The sequence below is a fragment of the Halonotius sp. F2-221B genome (assembly GCF_046719765.1).
Classification (GTDB): domain Archaea; phylum Halobacteriota; class Halobacteria; order Halobacteriales; family Haloferacaceae; genus Halonotius.
Map to the genome: position 1 here is coordinate 23,419 of NZ_JABEBY010000011.1, position 20,106 is coordinate 43,524.

General features: G+C 62.8%; 18 protein-coding genes. 12 read left to right on the forward strand and 6 right to left on the reverse strand.

The features are described from left to right. The first annotated feature begins 408 nt into the window (after positions 1–408). The 5 genes from proC (at position 409) to HKK80_RS09335 (ending at position 4,457) form a co-directional block, all read left to right on the forward strand. Positions 409–1,179 (forward strand): pyrroline-5-carboxylate reductase, encoded by a 771-nt coding sequence (gene proC, locus HKK80_RS09315; RefSeq protein ID WP_411799324.1) that lies wholly within the window; start codon positions 409–411, stop codon positions 1,177–1,179. Further along, positions 1,172–2,071 (forward strand): glutamate 5-kinase, encoded by a 900-nt coding sequence (gene proB / locus HKK80_RS09320; protein WP_411799325.1) that lies wholly within the window; start codon positions 1,172–1,174, stop codon positions 2,069–2,071. Before proC ends, proB begins: the two co-directional genes overlap by 8 nt. After that, positions 2,064–3,437, forward strand: a complete 1,374-nt coding sequence (locus tag HKK80_RS09325; RefSeq protein WP_411799326.1) for a glutamate-5-semialdehyde dehydrogenase — start codon at positions 2,064–2,066, stop codon at positions 3,435–3,437. The genes proB and HKK80_RS09325 overlap by 8 nt, the downstream gene beginning before the upstream one ends. A gap of 70 nt (positions 3,438–3,507) precedes the next feature. Further along, the gene (locus tag HKK80_RS09330) at positions 3,508–4,026 is read left to right on the forward strand and encodes a hypothetical protein (protein ID WP_411799327.1); all 519 of its coding nucleotides are present in this window, start codon (positions 3,508–3,510) and stop codon (positions 4,024–4,026) included. After that, positions 4,023–4,457, forward strand: a complete 435-nt coding sequence (locus HKK80_RS09335; RefSeq protein WP_411799328.1) for a hypothetical protein — start codon at positions 4,023–4,025, stop codon at positions 4,455–4,457. The genes HKK80_RS09330 and HKK80_RS09335 overlap by 4 nt, the downstream gene beginning before the upstream one ends. A 10-nt stretch (positions 4,458–4,467) precedes the next feature. Here the strand turns inward: HKK80_RS09335 and HKK80_RS09340 are convergent, their stop codons facing one another. Both HKK80_RS09340 and HKK80_RS09345 read right to left on the reverse strand, forming a co-directional pair. Next, the gene (locus HKK80_RS09340) at positions 4,468–5,514 is read right to left on the reverse strand and encodes a TrmB family transcriptional regulator (RefSeq protein WP_411799329.1); all 1,047 of its coding nucleotides are present in this window, start codon (positions 5,512–5,514) and stop codon (positions 4,468–4,470) included. 96 nt (positions 5,515–5,610) lie between these two features. After that, on the reverse strand, positions 5,611–7,884 hold the full coding sequence (locus HKK80_RS09345) for an alpha-amylase family glycosyl hydrolase (RefSeq protein ID WP_411799330.1): 2,274 nt from the start codon (positions 7,882–7,884) through the stop codon (positions 5,611–5,613). A 104-nt stretch (positions 7,885–7,988) separates the two neighbouring features. Between HKK80_RS09345 and HKK80_RS09350 the strand changes: the two genes are divergently transcribed. Next, the gene (locus HKK80_RS09350) at positions 7,989–10,022 is read left to right on the forward strand and encodes a glycoside hydrolase family 15 protein (RefSeq protein WP_411799331.1); all 2,034 of its coding nucleotides are present in this window, start codon (positions 7,989–7,991) and stop codon (positions 10,020–10,022) included. Positions 10,023–10,035: 13 nt separating this feature from the next. On the opposite strand, the gene HKK80_RS09355 is transcribed toward HKK80_RS09350, so the two are convergent. The 3 genes from HKK80_RS09355 to HKK80_RS09365 all read right to left on the reverse strand — a co-directional run bounded on the left by HKK80_RS09355 (position 10,036) and on the right by HKK80_RS09365 (position 14,412). Next, on the reverse strand, positions 10,036–11,214 hold the full coding sequence (locus HKK80_RS09355; RefSeq protein ID WP_411799332.1) for a glycoside hydrolase family 27 protein: 1,179 nt from the start codon (positions 11,212–11,214) through the stop codon (positions 10,036–10,038). A gap of 34 nt (positions 11,215–11,248) precedes the next feature. Next, positions 11,249–12,385 carry a citrate synthase gene (gene citZ, locus HKK80_RS09360; protein ID WP_411799333.1) on the reverse strand — a complete coding sequence of 379 codons (1,137 nt, stop codon included), beginning with the start codon at positions 12,383–12,385 and terminating at the stop codon, positions 11,249–11,251. A 173-nt stretch (positions 12,386–12,558) separates the two neighbouring features. Next, positions 12,559–14,412 carry a PINc/VapC family ATPase gene (locus HKK80_RS09365; protein WP_411799334.1) on the reverse strand — a complete coding sequence of 618 codons (1,854 nt, stop codon included), beginning with the start codon at positions 14,410–14,412 and terminating at the stop codon, positions 12,559–12,561. A 338-nt stretch (positions 14,413–14,750) separates the two neighbouring features. Between HKK80_RS09365 and HKK80_RS09370 the strand changes: the two genes are divergently transcribed. The 4 genes from HKK80_RS09370 (at position 14,751) to HKK80_RS09385 (ending at position 17,901) form a co-directional block, all read left to right on the forward strand. Then, on the forward strand, positions 14,751–15,332 hold the full coding sequence (locus HKK80_RS09370; RefSeq protein ID WP_411799335.1) for an archaellin/type IV pilin N-terminal domain-containing protein: 582 nt from the start codon (positions 14,751–14,753) through the stop codon (positions 15,330–15,332). 305 nt (positions 15,333–15,637) lie between these two features. Continuing rightward, a complete protein-coding gene (locus tag HKK80_RS09375; RefSeq protein ID WP_411799336.1) occupies positions 15,638–16,216 on the forward strand; it encodes an archaellin/type IV pilin N-terminal domain-containing protein in 579 nt (192 codons plus the stop codon). A gap of 125 nt (positions 16,217–16,341) precedes the next feature. Continuing rightward, entirely contained in the window at positions 16,342–17,451 is a 1,110-nt protein-coding gene (locus HKK80_RS09380) for a M20 family metallopeptidase (protein ID WP_411799337.1), read from the forward strand. A gap of 69 nt (positions 17,452–17,520) precedes the next feature. Next, positions 17,521–17,901 (forward strand): hypothetical protein, encoded by a 381-nt coding sequence (locus tag HKK80_RS09385; protein ID WP_411799338.1) that lies wholly within the window; start codon positions 17,521–17,523, stop codon positions 17,899–17,901. Positions 17,902–17,906: 5 nt separating this feature from the next. On the opposite strand, the gene HKK80_RS09390 is transcribed toward HKK80_RS09385, so the two are convergent. Beyond that, positions 17,907–18,233: a hypothetical protein gene (locus tag HKK80_RS09390; protein WP_142442944.1), complete on the reverse strand. Its 327-nt coding sequence runs from the start codon at positions 18,231–18,233 to the stop codon at positions 17,907–17,909. Between the two features lie 79 nt (positions 18,234–18,312). Here HKK80_RS09390 and HKK80_RS09395 point away from each other — a divergent pair, with 79 nt between their 5' ends. After that, the gene (locus HKK80_RS09395) at positions 18,313–19,830 is read left to right on the forward strand and encodes a carboxypeptidase M32 (protein WP_411799339.1); all 1,518 of its coding nucleotides are present in this window, start codon (positions 18,313–18,315) and stop codon (positions 19,828–19,830) included. A gap of 91 nt (positions 19,831–19,921) precedes the next feature. Further along, entirely contained in the window at positions 19,922–20,104 is a 183-nt protein-coding gene (locus HKK80_RS09400) for an HVO_0416 family zinc finger protein (protein WP_411799340.1), read from the forward strand. Positions 20,105–20,106 lie beyond the last annotated feature (2 nt).

Below are 20,106 nucleotides of genomic sequence, written 5' to 3' on the forward strand. Positions count from 1 at the left end.
GGTGTAGGGAAGAAATTACGGCACATATGTTTTGCTAATCTGGTGATAACGATTGACTGTACAGGTAGCCCACCGCTCGTCACCACGCAACTGTCACAAGCCATCGCCCCGGCCGCCAGCAGCCACTGTGTCGGCCGACAGAGTATCAGCCAGGTGGTGGCTGTGAACGCTGCGTTCCATTGTCACCAGGGCCGATCACGACCATCGATCTTGCCAGCGTACAGACGAAGACAGGCCATTACTCCGCTATCGCTGCTGAAACCGCTCCGCGTTGGTGTGGATCGAGGATGACACCGCCGTTCGGTGGATCGCCCGCGATACGATCAGCGAGTATCCGAACGCGAGTCGGCGGCCGCCCGCGAGGGCGAAATCAAAGTGCCTATGTCCGTCTCGCCCGCTTACCCGGACATGACTCACCTGAGCGTTGTTGGCTGCGGCAACATGGGCGGGGCCCTCCTGCAGGGCCTCGCCGCAAGCGGCGATCACACTCTCGTCGGCTGCGACATCGACCCCGACGCCCGCGCGTCGGTTGCCGACTACTGTGAGACGACCGACGATCTCGCGGTCGCTGCCGAGGCCGACTACGTCGTGTTGGCGGTCAAACCCGACTCGGTCGGCGACCTGCTGCCGGCTCTCGACCTTGACGACGACCAGACCCTGATTTCGATTGCCGCCGGCGTTTCCATCGATTATCTCGACGACCTCACGGACGCCAACATCGTCCGCCTGATGCCGAATCTCAACGCCGAAACCCGGAACATGGCCGCCGCGGTCACCGGCGCGGTCGACGACACGGTGCGCGCACTGCTCGACGAAGTCGGCGAGTACGCCGAGATTGACGAATCAGCAATGGATATCGCCACCGCGCTCAACGGCAGCGGCCCCGCCTTCGTCTTCTATCTCATCGGCGCGATGGCCGACGCCGGCGTCGACAGCGGGCTCGACGAGGAACAGGCCGAAACGCTGGCCGCCCAGACGTTCAAGGGTGCGGCCGAAACCGTCCTCCAGTCCGAGCAATCGATCGACGAGCTGATCGACGCGGTCTGCTCGGAGGGTGGGACGACCATCGAGGGGATGGAACTGCTGTGGGACAGCGATGTCGAGGAACGCGTGGGTGCGGCCGTCCACGCCGCCGAGGATCGTTCTCGGGAGATGGCCGCCGAGTTCACCGATGAGTGACGCGCCTGACGCTGGCGATGTCGACGATGCGACCGCTGTCGACACCGACGACGCCGGCGGTGTGACCGCCCTCGACGCCGACGCCGTGACCGCCGCCCGCCAGCAGGCCGCTGCCGCCGACCGCGTCGTCGTCAAGGCCGGCACCAACTCGCTGACCGACGACGAGTCGAATCTCTCGCTGTCGAAGCTCCACAAGCTCGTCGACGACATCACCGATCTGCGCGACCGCGGCAAGCAGGTCGTCCTCGTCTCTTCGGGGGCTGTCGGGGCCGGCATCGGCCGGATCGGCTACGAAAGCGACACCATCGAGGAATCCCAGGCACTCTCGACGATCGGCCAAAGTCAGCTGATGACGGCCTACAGCGAGAGCTTCGCCCGCTACGACACGAAGGTCGCCCAGATCCTCCTCACCCAACACGATCTCGACAACCCCGATCGGTTCACCAACGTTCGCAACACCATTGAAACCCTCCTTGAGTGGGGGGTCGTCCCCATCGTCAACGAAAACGACGCCATCGCCACCGAAGAGCTGCGGATCGGCGACAACGACCGGCTGTCGTCGTCGGTCGCCATCGGCATCGACGGCGATCTGCTGGTGACGCTGACCGACGTGGGTGGCGTCTACACCGGCAACCCAAAAACCGACGCCGACGCCGAGCTGATCGACGCTGTCGGCGCAAATTACGACCAGGTACAGACCATCGTCGATGAGAGCTCGACCGGCGGCTTCGGCGGCATTCAGACCAAAGTCGAGGGCGCGCGCCGCGTCAGCGAACACGGCACCCCCGCGATCATCGCGGCCTCGACCGAGCCCGACGTGTTGGCGAAGATTGCCGACGGCGAAACCGTAGGAACGATATTTCTCCCGATCAACGGTGTCGACAATGAGTGATACCGACGCCACCGGCGACGCCGCCGGAGCGACTGACCAGGCCATCGACGCGAAAGTCGACGCCGCCGAGGCAGCCGCGCTCGATCTCGCCAACGTCGACAACGACGACCGACAGGCCGCACTGCACGCCATCGCCGACGCCATCGATGACAACCGCGAAGCCATCCAGTCGGCCAACGCCGAGGATGTCGAAGCCGCCGAGGAACTGCTCGAAGCCGGCGAGTACAGCCAGGCCCTTGTCGACCGCCTCAAGCTCTCGGATGCGAAACTCGACAGCATCGTCGAGATGGTTCGCAGCGTCGCCGGCCAGGACGACCCCCTCGGCGAGACCCTCGTCGCCCGCGAACTCGACAAAGATCTCGAACTCTACAAGCTCGCCGTCCCCATCGGCGTCGTCGGCACGGTCTTCGAGTCCCGGCCCGACGCCCTCGTCCAGATCGCCGCGCTCGCGCTGAAATCCGGCAACAGCGTGATGCTCAAAGGCGGCAGCGAGGCCAGCGAGTCGAACCGCGTCCTCTTTGAGCTCATCCGCGAGGCCACCGCCAACCACGACGCGATCCCGGATGGCTGGGCCCAACTTGTCGAGGCCCGTGCCGACGTGACCGCCATGCTCGATATGGACGAATCGATCGACCTGCTGATGCCACGCGGGAGTTCCTCCTTTGTCGAGTACGTCCAGGACAATACGTCGATCCCCGTGCTCGGCCACACCGAGGGGATCTGCCATATCTTCGTCGACCGCGAGGCCGCCCTCGATATGGCGACCGAGGTTGCCTTCGACGCCAAGGTGCAGTATCCCGCGGTCTGTAACGCGGTCGAAACCCTGCTCGTCCACGAGTCAGTCGCTGAGGCGTTCCTCCCGCAGATCACCAAACGCTACGCCGCCGAGGGTGTCGAGATCCGCGGCGACGAGCGCACCCGAGAGATCGTTGATGTCGCCGCAGCCAGCGAGGCCGACTGGGAAACCGAGTACGGTGACCTGATTATCGCGGTCAAAGTCGTTGACTCACTCGATACCGCCCTCGACCACATCACCGAGCACGGCTCCAAACACACCGAGTCGATCATCAGCGAGGACGCCGACCGTGCCGGCCGGTTCATGCGGAGCCTCGATTCGGCGAGTGTCTTCCACAACGCCTCGACTCGCTTTTCTGACGGCTACCGGTTCGGCCTCGGCGCGGAGGTCGGCATCTCGACGGGCAAGATCCACGCCCGTGGCCCCGTCGGGCTGGAGGGGTTGACGACCTACAAATACCACCTCGAAGGCGACGGCCACCTCGTGGCGACCTACGCCGGCGACGATCCTCGCCCGTTCACCCACGAGGAGTTCGACGGCGAGTGGGTGCCGGGCGAGCTGTCGCGGTAGAACGCGATACACTGTCGAAATAATCCCAACGCAGCAAAGATATTTCTGAGTTGGCGGTCAACGTTCTGGTATGAGCGACGCCGAGCGACCCGGCTGGACGGAGTCGGTGTCGGCTGCCGACCGCGTCCGGTCGGTCGCAACGACACTGAGCGAGCCCCGAACCGCCAACTGGATCGCGGGCGAAGCCGAGGTCGCCCACGAGACGGCCCGCAAGTATCTCGACCGACTGGTCGCGGACGGCAAGCTCGAAACGGTGGACGGTGACGCGAAAACACTCTATCAGCCCGACCCAGTCGGCCAGTATCTCGCCGAGATGCACAGCCTCTATACCGACCACACCGCCGACGAGCTGGCCGACCGCCTGACCGAGATCACCGACCAGCTTCGCCGGTGGCAAGATGAGTACGACACCGAGACACCCAACGAACTCCGGGCGGCGATCGGCGAGACGACCGATGCGGCGACAGCCGACGAATACCGTCGCGTTGCGACCGAGTGGGAGCAGCTGCAGTACCGCCGATCGCTCGTCGAGGACACCCTCCGGCTATACGACCGCTTTGCCGACGACACATTGCCCGCGCCGGTATGACACCGCCGGGATCGCCAAATCCGGCGGTCTACCGCGAGCTCCGGGATGTGCTCCGGCGACAACCCGAGATCACGGAAACGCGCTACGAGCCCGACGCAGTCCAGCAACGGTATCTTGTTGCCTCGGTCGCGCCCGCCCGGATCGAGCCACCCACCGGCCCTGAGTCGCCGCGGATCGAGATTCGCTGGCGGCTTGCGCGCGATGAGTTCCGGATCGATTACACCGATCAAAACACCGGGTTTCACTGTGGCTGGCACCGCGATGACGATCATCCCGATCTCGGCGCGACGCATTTTCAGTACGAACGGTCTGAGGATGACGAGCCGAGCTACGAGGCAGCCGACGTTGCGGCGACGACGCCGCCGAAACTGCTGTGGATCTGTCTCGACGAGTTGTTTTCAGTTCGACTTCCAACGCTCACAGAGCCGTAGGGGTCGTCGACTACGCTGCTTCGCTGAGCGTCACGCGCTCGGCTTCGATATCCTCGATAAACGCGCCCTCGCCGCCGACTGTGTAGGTCTCGCCGTCGGCGTCGACGGTCAGACTCGCTTCGATCGGGAACTGGCTGTTGGTCGGCTCGATCAACCCCTGTGTCACGCCGACGATCTGACACTCGATATCGACCGGCTCACTTGTCTCGGTCCACCGGCCTTCGATCCGGGCGGCCAGCGGCGTTTCCGTGCGACACCGGAGCGTTGCCTCGACGACAACTGTTCGAAAGTTAGTCTCGGTCAGCGGGAGGCCGGTGGGTTCGGTGACCGCAACCTCGGTGCCGACCGGCCAGTAGTTGCCGAAAAATGAGCCGACGATCACGGGCCCGAGTTGGGGATGTGCGAAGACGATCGCCTGGGTGTCGCTGTGGGTGGAGGTCAGCATCTCCGCGGGGGCGACCAACCCGACCCGGTCGTCTGCGGTCACCATCGCCGGCATCGGCTCGCTCCAGATCCGGGTGATACTCGCCAGCCCGCCACAGTCGGCCGGCGGCTCGTCGGTTTCGGTGATCAACAGCGTCACCAGGACACCCCGATCGACAGCGGCTTGCAGTTCGTCTTCGACGACCGAGAGCCGCCCGATTGGGATCGACAGGGTGAGCTCCGACTCGCTGTCGGCGATGAGGCCCTGAATCCGTTTGAGCACGGTTTCCCGGCTTTTGACAACCTCGAACTGGTCGGCTTCCGGCTCGGCGCGCGTGTAGCGCCCTTCAAGGGCCGGTTTGATCGCCTTGGCGTCGGTGACAAGCTGGTTGACAACCGTCTCGGGCGGGCGCGCGCGAATGCGTGTCGGGACGACGTGATCGTTGACCTCGACGAAGCCGCGATCCGCGAGGGCCTCGCTGACGCTGTAGACGTAGCGTTTGGAGACGCCGGCGACATCGGCGATCGTACTCGCCTTTGCCTCGCCGTGGGCCAACAGGGTGAGGTAGGTGTCGACCTCCTTCTCGGAGAAGCCGAACCGCCGAAGATGCGCCCGGAGGGTGGCGTCGTCCATACCGGTAGTGGCGGCGGCTCCTACTTAACAGTCCGTGGCTGGTGTGGTCGCCGAATCCGGCCGGCAGCTGCTCACGCTCGGTCGGCGGACAGCCGCTCACGTTGTGACCGGCCGACAGACGACAACGTCGTCAACGACAACGTAGTTGCCATCCTTCTTTTCACGCGGATCATGCCGCTTCCGGAGCGGCTCCCCGGTTCGAAGATCGGTGTCGCCGACGGCGGTCGGCAGGCTCACCGTCGCCGGGATCTCTCCAAAGTTGACGACGACGAGCAACCGCTGGTCGCCGTTGTCGCGGGCGAAGGCGACGACGTGCTGTGGCTCGTCGGTGATCTGTAGGTTGTCGCTATCGCTGTCGGCTGTCGTGGTATCGCTGTCATCAGCGTTGTCTGTCGTGGTATCGCTGTCACCGGTGTCGTCTCTCGCTGTGTCGCTGTCAGCGTCGTCGCCGCTCGTATCGCCGTCTGCATCCGGGGGTGGCTCTGTCGTCATCGGATCAGTTGTGGTGACGACGCCGACTGAGACGGGTTCGACTCGGCCATCGTGCAACACCGGATACTCCTCTCGCAGCCGTGACAGCGATCGATGAAAGTCGGTCAGTGCTGTGTCGCCATCATGCCATTTCATCGGGCCGCGATCGGCGGTCATGCCGCGCTCCTGGCCGTAGTAGATCAGTGGCGCGCCCGGAAGGGTGAACGTCGCCGCCGCCGCCGCTCGCAGGGCTGGCTCGCCGCACTCGCCGAGATACCGGCTTTCGTCGTGGTTTTCGACATACCGGAGGTGAACTGACGACTCGGGGAATCCCTGCCAGCGTACCGTCTCAAGCGCGTCAAAGATCGCCCGGGCTGGCTCCTTCTCGTTTCCGATCGCCCGCAGTGTTTCGTGGAGGGTGCTGTCGTAATGCATCGTAAACTCGGCTTCGTGGGCCTGTGGATCGTGGGGGATCGTCTCATCGAGCATGAGAAAATCGGCGGGAACGCGTTCGGCGACCTCCTTCCAGAAGCCATGCGGAACACCCCAGGCGATATCACACCGAAAGCCATCGACGAGATTGACCCACTCGTCGACGACATCGAGCATCCACTCCCGAACCGCCAGCGAGCCATAGTTGAGATTGGGGATCCGCGACCAGTTGAAGTAAAACTCGGGGCTCCCGTCGCCGGCCCACGCGATGTCGGTGCTGTCGTCGGCCCGCGGCACCCGGGCGTAGTGGTCGGCGTAGGCGTCGACGCCGGCCGAGTGGAGTTGAAACGCTGGATGGTCGCGGGAGGTGTGATTGATCACGAGATCAAACACGACCCGGATCCCGGCCTCGTGGCAGCGATCGACCAGTGATTCGAAGTCGGCGCGGTCGCCCAGATCTGCCGCCGTGCTGAAGTAGTCGGTGATGTGGTAGCCGTGGTCGGTCGGGCTGGCGAGAATCGGCGTCAGCCACAGCATGTCGACGCCGAGCGATTCCAAATACTCGATCCGGCGTTCGATCTCCGAAAACGTTGCCTGTGGCGTCTCGCCGGCAAACGATCGCACGAAGATCTCATACACCGTCGGCGATTCGGCCCACGCCGGCGGCTCAGTTGGAGATCGAATCTCGAACTCGCCGGGGTCGGCGCGCCGCACGTCGACGGTGTCGGCAACCGAATGACGCTCACCAACCGCGACCGCATGCACCCGGAGTCGGTCGCCGACGGCGTCGGCAGCAACGCGACAGGTTCGCTCATCGGTTTCGACCGCCGTATCCGGGATCGAATCGCGGTCGTCGACGACGAATTGCACCTCCAACTCCTCGTCGCTCAACTCGCTGTCGGGGGCGGCTGCTGGGTCGGCGGTGACGACGACCTGGCCGTTTTCGTCGTCGACGTTCGTCGACAGCGCGCAGCGTGGTCGCCCCGGGCCTGGGACGGTCACCGAGTCGTGGATCTGTCGGCCGAAATCATCGTCGAGACAGAAGCCGTAATGGTGGGTGCCGGGCGGTAACTCGACTTCGAGCAGAAAGCGGTCGTCGGCGCGTCGCGGTCGGTTGGCACCGACACGGTGGTCGTTGAACGGACCAACGACTGAGACGCGATCGATCGTCGCCGGCTCGACCGGCAGCTCGGCAAACGGCAGCGTCAACGCCATCTTCTTGCGGGCGTGCGGAAACGCCAGCACGCGCTGGCTGTGCGACCCATTCGGCCCGACGAGTTCAAACCGGTAGGTGCCAGGCTGATCTGGCCTGACGGCAATGACCGGCTCGTCGCCGACGGTCACCCGACTCTCAGCCGGGGCGTCGACGAGTTGCCACGCGTAGTCAGCCGCGGGCTCTGGGTTCCAAGGGGCCAACTCGACGGCCTCGCCGACGGCGGTAAATCGCGGTGGCCCGATATCGTCCATATGACGTTTCAGGGGGCCGAATCGTCTTGATTGTTGTCGTTTCAAAAAACGTGTGAACAACAAATACACCAAGAATTAATACGGGTGACCTACTGAAGGTAGGTATGCAACTTCGTGACGCACTTGACGACTACAAGCGGTCGTCAGGTGACAGCACGCTCTTTCCCGGCGAGCGGCGGACGCTCTCTGGGCGGTTTTCCGGCGGTGACGGCCGGCTGGTACACATCGACGAGGGCGTGATCCGTGATTTCGGCTACCCGCTGTCAGGGCTGACCGGGCTGGAACGCTCCCGATTCGGCCTCAGTCTCGGCGACGAGAAGTTCTGGTTCGACGACGACGCCACCTCAACACAGACCTACTATGAGGATACTGGCCTCGTCGAAACCGTCCACGAGACGCCGATCGGCGAGGTGACCGAACTCGATCTGACGATCGGCAACGCCCACCTGACCCACTTCGAGACGGTCGCCGAACACGCCGAGATCATCGCCTACGTCTCGCTGGCCCCCGATGGCCGCCACAGCCGCCTCGGCCAGCTCCACCACGAGGACGTGATCGAGGTCTACCACGAGACCGAACACGATTTCCTCGGTAGTTCGACCGGCTTCGCCGGCATTCGTGGCCAGATCCCCGCCTCCTTCGATGATCTGATCTCCGAGGAGCCGACCGAGTACCCGCGCCCGCCACACGACGGCCGCTACGCCGAGGATCGCCTCAGCGGCGATCTGGTCTGTTGGCTCCCGCTGGATCACGGCAGCACGACGCTCATCACGCTGCTGACCGACTGGGAGGAGACCGACCGCGATGACGCCCTCGATCAGATGGAAACGTTCCGCACCGAGTACACCGACCGGGCAGCCTTCGAGGCGGCCGCCGCAGAAACAGCCCCGCTCGACGACACCGACGACCTCCCGCTGGATGAGTCGGTGTCGGCCGACGTGCGCGTGCTCTCGCTGCTGACGGGGACGACCGGCCTCCGGATGGCTGGTCCGGACTTTGATCCGTACTATCGCCATTCAGGTGGCTACGGTTACACCTGGTTCCGCGACGACGCTGAGATCTCGCTGTTCGTCCTGGAGTCCGACAAGCATCTCGATCTCGGGTTGGACGACTGGCATGCCCGCAGCGCGCGCGCCTACTGTGAGACCCAACGCCCAGATGGCAGCTGGCCCCACCGCGTCTGGCCGCACAACGGCGCGCTCGCGCCCGGTTGGGCCAACGCCCGGCTGGAAGCCGGCGACGGCGTCGACTACCAGGCCGACCAGACCGGTAGCGTCATCGCCTTCCTTGCGAGCTACTACGAGTCGGGCATCGACGACCCAGATCTTGAATCCCGTGTCGTCGACACCCTCGAAGACGCTGTCGACAGCCTCGATGAAACCCTGCTTGATGATGGCCGACCGATGGTCTGTCAGAACGCCTGGGAGGATTCGATCGGGCGGTTCACGCACACGACAGCGACCTTCCTTGAGGCCTACAGCGCGCTGGCAGCCACCGACCTTCCGATGGCCGACCACGCACTCGAACAGGCCCACCGTGTCTATCATGCGATCGACGACCTCTGGCTTGCGGATCGCGGGCTCTACGCGCTTCGGGAACACGGTGCTGGCGGCCTTGACCGCCGGGCGGACTCGGCGACACTCGGCCTGATCGGCGCGCATCTGACCTACGATCAGGTCGCCACCGTCGACGACGACCGGCTGGACAAACTCGACTCCCACGTCCACACCATGATCGAAGCCCTCTGGCATGAGCCAGCGGACAGCGAGATCGCGGGGCTGTATCGCTACGAGGGCGACGGCTGGCGGCAGGGCGAGCAGGGCCACGAGAAGATCTGGACCGTGTCGACCGGCTGGGGGGCCAACGCTGCCGCCCAACTGGCCGCCCTGCTGGCCGACAATGACGATGACCGCGCGGTCGACGCCGCCTCACGAGCGCGTGAACTCCTGGAACTCGTGACACCCGGCGGCGTGCTCTGTGAGGACACCAGCTACCTCCCCGAGCAGTATTTCGACACCGGCGAACCCGACAGCGCGACGCCGCTGGGCTGGCCGCACGCCCTCCGGCTGGCGACGGTGTCGCTGATGGACGAACGTGGGATGCTGTATGCGGCGCACAAGGTTGTTGCCGACGACTGAGCAAGGGTTGTTTTTACTTCGGCGTTACACGAACGATAGCGGTATCACGCGGTTCGACCGTCATCGCAAGCGAGCCACCCGTCTCCCACTCGGTGCCCGTCCAGCAGTCACACACGCGATAGCGGTCGGCACCCGCTGCCATGTCGACCGCCGAGACGTGCGTCGAAATCTCTCGCCCGGCGTCGCCGCGGTTGTGGAAGGCGACCGCCGCGCCGCCGTCTGCCAGTCGTTTGCTCCATACCTCCGCGTCGTCGCCGCGTTGATCCGGCGTCCCCTGTATCCCGAGCGGGTCTTGGTCGATTGCGAGCAGTCGCTCATTCGTCAGCAACTCGCGGTCGAACGTCGACAGCGACGTGAGATCGGCCCCGATCATCAGCGGCGCGGCCAGTAGACACCAGAAGGCCAAATGCGTGCGGCGTTCGGCTTTGGTCAGCGGTCGCTGTACGTCGACGGGTTCGTGTTCGGACTGCCCGGAGTTGGGGCCGGTGCCGATCTGCAGCATATCGGGATCGTTCCAGCCGCCCGGGCCGTGAGCGGCCGCGTCGATGGCAGCCATCCGGTCAAGGACATCGGCGACTCCGAGCCCGAACTCGTCGGGGTCAGCCCGCCATTTGGCGACGAGATCGTCGGTCGCCCGCCAGCAGTGGCCGCCGACGTTGCGACCCCACTCCCACGGGCGGTTCTGTCCCCACTCGCAGATGCTGTAGACGATCTTGCGGTCGACGCTTTCGAGGGCCTCGCCCATCGCGGTGTAGCGGTCGATCGCGTCGCGGCCGCGGTGGTCGCCGCAGTTGTCGTATTTGAGGTAGTCGACGCCCCACTCGGCGAACTGCTCGGCGTGTAGTTGCTCGCGCCCGAGACTCGCGGGGTAGCCTTGGCAGGTCTCGGTGCCCGCCGACGTGTAGAGGCCGAATTTGAGGCCGCGGTCGTGGACGTAGTCAGCGAGGGCGGCCATCCCATTTGGAAACTCAGCCGAGGGCTGGAGTCGGCCCTCGCTGTCGGTTTCGGCGGCCATCCAGCAGTCGTCGACGACGATGTACTCGTAGCCGGCCTCGCGCAGCCCGGTGTCAACGAGGGCGTCGGCTGCAGCGCGGATGTCGCTCTCGGTGACCTCGCAGCTAAACGCGTTCCAGGAGTTCCAGCCCAGTGGTGGGGTTGCCGCCAGTCGGGTCGTCTCGTGGTGAGTAGTCATTACAACGGCGTGAAAAACGAGCTGGCGGTATCCGCTACCGTTCGTCCAGCGGCACGAACTCCGCGTCGGTGTCGCCGGTGTACTTCGCCCGCGGGCGGATCAGGCGGTTGTCCTCCCACTGCTCCAGCACATGGGCGATCCAGCCACCCGAGCGGGCGATCGCAAAGATGGGCGTATAGAGATCGATCGGGATGCCCATCTGGTAGTAGGTCGTCGCCGAGTAGAAGTCGACGTTCGGTGCGAGACCCTTCTCCTCGCTGATGTAGTCCTCGATGGCGACCGACATCTCGTACCATTTGGTGTCGCCGGCGGCCTCGCCGAGGGCTTCGCTCTCCTCGCCGAGGATCTTCGCGCGCGGGTCTTTGACGTTGTACACGCGGTGGCCAAAGCCGGCGATGCGCTCGCCGCGGTCGATGGCGTCTTTCACCCACGCGACGGGATCGAGTTCGTCGTCGTCGATGGCCTGCAGCATGCGCATTACGTCGGCGTTGGCACCGCCGTGCAAACTGCCCGACAGGGTGCCGATCGCTGAGGTGACCGCGCTGTGGAGATCAGCCAGCGTCGAGGCGGTCACCATCGCGGCGAACGTCGAGGCGTTGAGCCCGTGGTCGGCGTGGAGGACGAGCGCCATATCGAACGTTTCGGCGAGCACGTCGTCGGGCTCCTCGTCGTTGAGCATATAGAGGAAGTTGGCGGCGTGGCTCAGCTCCTCGCGAGGGGCGACGGGCTCGTTGCCGTTGCGGAGTCGGTTGTAGGCCGCTAACGCCGTTGGCATCTTCGCGGTGATCCGGCGGCTTTTGCGGTTGTTGGCTTCGGTGTCGTTGAACTCGGCGTCGCTATCCGGGTCGTAGGCTGACAGTGCGGAGGTGATCGTCCGAAGGGCGGCCATCGGTTCTTCGCCACTGTCGGCGAGCTCACGGATGATATCGAGGAGGCCATCGTCGAGTTCGCGGGCGGTAGCCATCTGCTGGCTGAACTCGGTGAGTTCCGCATCGGTTGGGAGTTCGCCGTGCCACAGCAGATACAGCGTCTCCTCGTAGCTGGCCTCGCGGGCGAGTTCCTCGATGGCGTAGCCACGATAGATAAGCTCCCCCGCGTCGCCGTCGATATAGCTCAGATCGGATTCGGCGACGACCACGCCTTCGAGTCCCCGCTTCAGCTCGGTAGACATGTACCGCATTTCTCAGTAGCCTCAAAAAAGCGTTATCGTTTTCGTACCGGTTACGCGAGTGTAACCCTACCGAGTTCAGCCGTTAAAAACTGGACGTATTTCAGCCCACTGCGGTTCCTCCGCTGCCGATGCCGACACGCGGGCAGTTGTCGCAGCTGTTTGTGCTGCACCCGCTACGCCGGCACAACCGTGATCTGCTGTTTCCGGTCAATGGCGTCCTCTAACTCCTCGGCGATCGCCGAGCCGCGAGAGATCTGGATGTCGCCGCCGCTGCTGACCGTCGCGGTGAAGAGATACTCGCCGTCGGCCTGCACCTCGACGGTCTCGCCGACGTGGCCGTCCATCCGGATCACGACGTGGCGGGCGGTGATCTCGGGTTGGACAACCTCGCCGGCGGGCTTGGTCTCCGCGCCGCCACCACCGCTACCGTTGGTTGCGGCCCCCCCGGCGTCGGGGTTGTCCTCGTGGGTGCGCACGTCGATGTCGATCCCGAGTCGATCCTCGATATCGCTGATTCGACCGCCGCCTTTGCCGATCACATAGGAGATGTCGCTTTCCTCAACGTAGACGATCGCGTTGTTCTGGCCGGTGAGTTCGACGGTGACATGGCCGCGGGCGACCGAGCGGATCTCTCGTTCGATCTCCTGTTTGGCGATGCGGTCGACGCCGGTGTCGCTGCCCGCCTCGTCATCGAGCGGCACGGTGATCACCTGGCGGTTGAACGTGTAGATCTCGTAGGCAGGTTTGCCGGTCTCGAAGTCAGCCACCTGGATCACCGGGCGGGCGAGATCCTCGGCAGTCAGCCCTTCGGGCACCTTGACTTCCGTGGTCACGTCGTAGACGGTATGCACTTCGCCGGCCTCGATGTAGACGACGGTGTCGACGACCTGCGGAATCATGCCAAGTTCGACCCGGCCGACAAGCCGCTGGAGGGCGTCGATCGCGCGGGTGGCGTGGACAACGCCGACCATGCCGACGCCCGCGAGCCGCATGTCGGCGAACACGTCGAAATCCTCCGTTTTCCTGACCTCGTCGTAGATGGTGTAATCCGGCCGCACGAGCAGCAGCGAGTCCGCGGTTGTCGCCATATCGCCGCCGAGGGCGGTGTACTGGGTGATGTCGTCGCCGACCTGGAGATCTCGCGGCTTCTCCATCGTCTTCACCGCGTAGTCGTTGTCGGTGAGGAACTCCGCGACCGCCTGGGCGAACGTCGATTTTCCCGCGCCGGGCGACCCGGAAATAAGCACGCCGCGCTCCTGTTCGAGCAGTCGATCTCGGAGGCGGTCGTCGAAGATGTAGTCGTCCAGCGTCGTTTTGGCGATCGGCCGGACGGCCGTGATCTCGATGCCGTCCGAGAACGGCGGGCGGGCGACGGCGATCCGGTAATCCGCGTATTGGATGATCGTCATCCCGGGCTCGGAGAGCTCGATGAATCCCTCGTTGCTGCTGCGGGCCAGCGATTCGATCTCGTCGGCCCACTCGTCCATCTGCGTTTCGGAGCTGACGGTGTCGTCGATCTGTTTGTAGCTCATCCCGTCGAGCGCGCCGCGTTTGGCCTTCGGCTGGGTGCCGGTTTTGAGGTGGACGCTCATCGTCTCCTCGTCGAAGAAGTCGGCGATCGGCAGCCCTTCGTCGCTGTCGACACGGGGTTCAACGTACTCGACATCGAGGCCCTTTGCTTTCGCCACCTCGGATTGCACAATATCGCTGGACAGCAGGGTGGCGTCGTTGTCGGCGGCGACATCGCGGATGATCGCGTCGACCTCGCCCTCGCTGGCGGCGTCCTGTTCGGTTGCGTTCGCCCGCCGGCCGACGTACTGGAGGTCGATGGTTCCCTCGTCGGCCAACTCTGCAAGCCGCTGGAGCTCTTCGAGCCCGCTCCAGCCGCTGTCGTAGCCCGCGTTGGCCTGCGATTCGAGTTCGCCGACCACGGCCTCCGGGATCACCACCGTCAACCCCTCGCTGTCGTCGATTCGCTCGGACACACGACCGTCGATGACCGCGCTCGTGTCCGGCACTAGAGTCATACCTCCCTTACTCCGGGCGGATGCATAAGGGTGATGCGTGGCGATGCGCAGCGAACTTCCGTGTGAGCGACGCCGAGAGCTGCCCCGCTGGCTCCACGCATTACGCCGTTCTAACGACCCTCACACCGATAAACTATTCTAATTTCTACATTATAAAACAACATTAGAAAAATACATTAATAATTTATATGTTTGGACAAAATCGACTGACATAACGCGTTTTACTTTTGTTATCATACGTAGATTATCTGCTTTGATAATTTAGACAGTGTGTTTATATCTGTTCTCTTATTTTTCGCTAGCAGCGTCACCGCCGTTCCGGGCAGGCGCACACATTCATGTTCGATACAGCATCCAGAGGCCAGGTTGGGATTGGAACGCTCATCGTGTTCATTGCGATGGTGTTAGTCGCCGCGATCGCCGCGGGCGTTCTTATCAACACCGCCGGCCTCCTACAGGCACAAGCACAGGCAACGGGCGAGGAGACAACCGCGGAAGTCAGCGACGTGATTCAGGTCGGCGAGGTCATCGGTGAGGACGCGCTCAACGGTGGCAACATCAGCCAGCTCAACGCGTCACTGCGCCTTGCATCCGGCTCCGATCCGATCGATCTCAACAAGACCTCATACACGATTTCGAGCCCGAGCGGTAGTGCGACTGTCGTGAACGGGAACTCAACCGCGAACGACGATCTCACATACTACAACCAGCAAGGGCTTGCTGCATCCGACGAAAATGTGCTCCAAGACCAGGAGGACATCATCGTTGCACAGCTCGACCTCGATGGACAAACCGGGATCGACCCAGTGACGGAATCGGAAACTGTTTCGCTGATCGTGCAGGCTCCATCGGGCGGACAGACCTACAAGCAGCTCCAGGCACCGCGGAATATCGAAGACAGTAGCTCCTACATCCTCTAAGGCGTCCGCGTTTTTGCACTGAAGCCCTTTCTTTGACGATCCACTGAAGCTCTTTTTCGCAATCCCCACTTACCACTGCTACCGCATCGCACCGACTAACTATAGAAATTTATACATTATAAAATAGCATTAACAGAATACATTAATAATTTATATGTTTGCCCATAATCGACTGACGCAACCGGTTTTATTCTGTCCACATACCGTATATTATTGGTTGTGATAATTTGGACAGTGTGTTTATATCTATCCTCTCACTTTTCTCTGATAGCGTCACAGCCGTTCCGGGCAGACGCACACTACCCATGTTCGATACAGACTCTCGAGGTCAGGTGGGGATTGGAACGCTCATCGTGTTCATCGCGATGGTGTTAGTCGCCGCGATCGCCGCGGGCGTTCTCATCAACACCGCCGGCCTCCTGCAGGCACAAGCACAGGCAACGGGCGAAGAGACAACCTCTGAAGTGAGTGATGTTGTCCAGATCGGTGAAGTGATCGGTATTGATGCCAACTCGGGGGGCACGATCGATACGCTAAACGCGTCGGTTCAACTAGCATCGGGCTCCGATCCGGTGAACGTGAGCCAGGCGTCGTATACGATCTCCAGTCCGACCGGGAATGCAACCGTTGTCAACGGCAATGACAACCAGAACGGTGCCATCACACACTACCAACAACAGAGCCTTGAGGGTAGCACGTCAGTGCTGACAGAGCAAGAGGACATCCTCGTCGTCGAGATCGATCTCGACGCCCAAAGTGGCATTGAGCCACTTGAGGAGTCCGAGACGGTCAGTCTCATCCTGCAATCCCCCGCAGGTGGACAGACCTACAAGCAGCTCAAGACGCCACGGAATATTGACACTGACGCGAGCTACATCCTCTAACTAGCCGGGTTTTCTGCGACGGAACCGGCAGCCGGCTTGGTTCCGATCTTCAGCTTTCATTTTGATCTCATCTCTTGAGTCATCGCTGGCAGTGGAACTTTGCCAGCGGCCGCACCACTTCCCGTATGAGCCGCGAGGCAATCGTTTCGCTCACCCGATCGCTCGTTGCGATCCCGAGCCACGACGACGAGACCGCCGCCGGCGATTTTATCGCCCGATGGCTCCGCGAGGAGACGGACGCAACGGTTCGCCGTGACGACGCCGGCAACGTGATCGCACGTCGCCAGCCGGCAGCGGCGGCAACGACGACAGCACCGCCCACGCTCGCGCTCGTCGGCCACCACGATGTTGTTCCTCCCGCTGACGAGCAACTCGACGCCGACGGGAACTATCACATCGACCACCGCGATGGCCGGCTCTACGGCCGTGGCACCGCCGACATGAAAGGCGCGCTGGCGGCCGCACTGCTCGCCGTTCGGGATGCCGACCCCGCAACCGAGCTCGTCTTTGCGAGCTTTGTTGGCGAGGAACAGGGCGGGATCGGCGCGCAGGCAGCCATCGATGAGGGATTTGCGCCCGACACCGCCATCGTCACCGAGGGCTCAACGGGCTACTCCGCGGATGGTGTCACCGATGTCGCGGTCGCCCACAAGGGTCGCCGCGGGAGTACGCTCACCGCCAGCGGCACCGCGGGCCACGCCAGCCGCCCCGACGACGCGGACAACGCGATCTACCGCGCCTGCGATGCGGTCGATGTCGTCCGCGGACTCGACGCCCCCGAAACGACGGTGCTCGGCAACGAGCTCTCCGGGAGCATCGCCGTTACCGAGATCGATGGTGGCTCGGCGTGGAACGTGATTCCCGACCGGTGTACGGTGACGATCGACGAGCGAACCGTACCCGGCGAGCGCGCCGACCTCGCGGCCGCCGAATCGATCGCGGGCGTCGAGTGGACGGTCGATCAGGATCTCCCGCCGATGGCCTGTGAGGATCCGGCGTTTGCCAACCGCGTCCTCGCGGCAGCCGACGCCGTCCAGCCGGGCGAGCCTCAACAGGTCGTCAAACCACACGCGACCGACGCGGGCTGGCTGGCGAACGCCGACACCGACTGCGTTGTTTGTGGGGCGGCCGAACCTGGCGAGGCACATACTGCGACCGAGAGCGTCTCGATCGACGTACTTGAGCGGTGTTATGAGCTGTATCGACGGATTGCTACCGGTGAGCAGTCAGAGTGAGCGAACTGCGACACGGACGTTTGCTTCGTCACCAATTTTAAATCACATTCCACAGGAAGCTGTGAACAAATGGATCGTTTGCCGATAGGTTCCATTCGTTCTGTCCCCGTTCGGTATTCGGCAGTTGTCTTTTTCCTTGCCGGTGGACTGTTTCTGGCCACGATCTTTGTTGAGGTCACAATACTCGTCGAATCGCCTGCAATTGGAGACGTTTCTGATGTTTTCAGATTAGTTATCCAAGCTATTTCAGCAGTCGTGGGATTGACTTCCGGCCTGATTACAATCTATGAGTATGTGAGTTCGGAGGAATCTTCAAGTCAGGGGCCGGTGGACGAACTTACGATCGAGGGGGATTTTCATCTTCACCTCGGTGATCCGGAGTTCACGCGATCTGATTCACCAACCGATGAATCCGATGAGGAGTCTTCGGGATCACCTGACGACGGGTAAGCGAGCTATTTGATCCCGAGTTGGCGACTGACCCATTCGCGTCCTGCGGCTTGCAGCATCGTTTCCCAGTCGTTGAACCCGGTGTTGTCGTTCACGTATCGGTCGAACTCGTCTTCGGGAATCGACTTGAAGTCCGCTCGCGTCTCGACCGTCCATGGGCTATGCTCGAAGAACGCCGCAAGCGAACTGAACGGTGTGTATGACTCCATGAAGCTCTCCGTGAACAGTTGATCCATCGGAATCTCGTTGTTCCCGTCAAGGGCGTCAGCATTCTCCTTGAGTTCCCGGATTTCGTCGTCGAAATCGTCGAACCCCTCGATATGAACACTCATACGTCAATAGTAGCGCGTACAGAGTTATAAAAAGTTCCACCGCCAGTGCGTTGATACGACCGTAGCCGCAACAGGAGGTATGGCAACTGAGGCAACACAGACCGAGCCCCCGGCGGCGTATACGGCACTGCTCGATGAGATCAAGCGATACAACGCCGTCGAGAGTGCGACTGAAGTGCTCTCGTGGGATCAACAGGTGATGATGCCCGAGGGTGGGACGCCGGCCCGCTCGACGCAGCTGTCGACGCTGTCGTCGCTCAGCCACGAGCTGTTGGTCGACGGCGACATTGGAAGATATCTTGCGGAGCTTGACGACGCATCGCTTACCCCTGAACAGCAGGCTGTCGTCCGTGAGGTCCGCCGAGAGTACGTCCGGGCCGCCCGTGTCCCGCGTGATCTCATCGAGGAGATCTCGACGGCGACCACCGAGGCCCTCGGCGCGTGGGAGTCCGCCCGCGAACACGACGATTTCGCGGAGTTTGCCCCGCATCTCGAAGAGCTGGTCGAGCTCAAACAGCAGTACGCCGAACATATCGATCCTGACGCTGACCCCTATGCGGTGCTGTTTGCGGAGTACGAACCCTGCCTGTCGTTGTCGAAAACCGCTGACATCCTCGATGAACTCCGGGAGACGCTGGTGCCGCTGATCGAGGAGATTCGCGCCTCGGATGCCGATCTTGCGACCGACGCCTTCGAGGGCAGCTTCGATACCGACAGCCAGGAGTCGCTCTCCCGTGAGGTATTAGCGACGCTCGGCTACGATTTCGACCGCGGTCGGCTTGACACCTCGACGCATCCGTTCACCTCGGGCAACCAGTTTGACGCCCGCATCACCACCCGGTTCGACGAGAGCGATCCACTCGGCGCGATCACCTCGACGATCCACGAGTTCGGCCACGCCTACTACACGCTGGGGCTGCCCGACGACGCCTTCGGCACGCCACTTGGCAGCCACCGCGATCTCTCTGTGCATGAGTCTCAATCGCGGCTCTGGGAGAACCATGTCGGCCGATCGGCGGCGTTTTGGGAGCTGTTGTTGCCGAAGCTGCAGGAGGTGTTCCCACAGACGAGTGAGCTGTCGGCGCGCGATGCCTACGAAGCCGCCAATCAGGTTCACGACGAGAATCTGATCCGCGTCGAGGCCGACGAGCTCACCTACCACCTGCATATCATCATCCGCTTCACAATCGAACGCGAACTCATCAGCGGCGACCTCGCGGTCGGCGACGTGCCGGATCGCTGGAACCGCCTCTACGAGGAGTATCTCGGGCTCACCCCGCCATCCGACGCGCTGGGCTGTCTCCAGGATATCCACTGGAGCCACGGTAACTTTGGCTACTTCCCGACGTACTCGCTGGGTAGCGTGCTGGCCGCCCAACTGTATGCCGCCGCCGACCGCGAGATCGACGATCTCGATGCGGGGATCCGCGATGGCGACTTCGATGCGCTCGGCGAGTGGCTGCGGACGAACATCCACCAACATGGCCGGCGATACGAGACCGACGCCCTGGTCGAACAGGCGACCGGCGAGCCGCTGCGTGCCGACGCCTTCACCGACTACGTGACCGACAAATACAGCGCGCTGTACGATCTCTGAGCCGATTCCGCCGGCTTGGACTTCCTGATCGTCCAGTTTGTCGCCCACGCCACAAGCTCTATATATGTGGTACACGTTACCATGAATCGTGATGTCAAAAGCACAGTCCTCAGACGACGAGTTGTTCGACGAGTTCCTTTCGACAAACGGCCACGAGACGGAATCGGCAGGCTGGGACGAGTCGTACAACAAAAAGCAGTGTCCAGACTGCGGTGCCCTTCACGACGACAGCGCGATGACGTGTTCAGTGTGTGGCTGGCAGCCTGATCGATAATC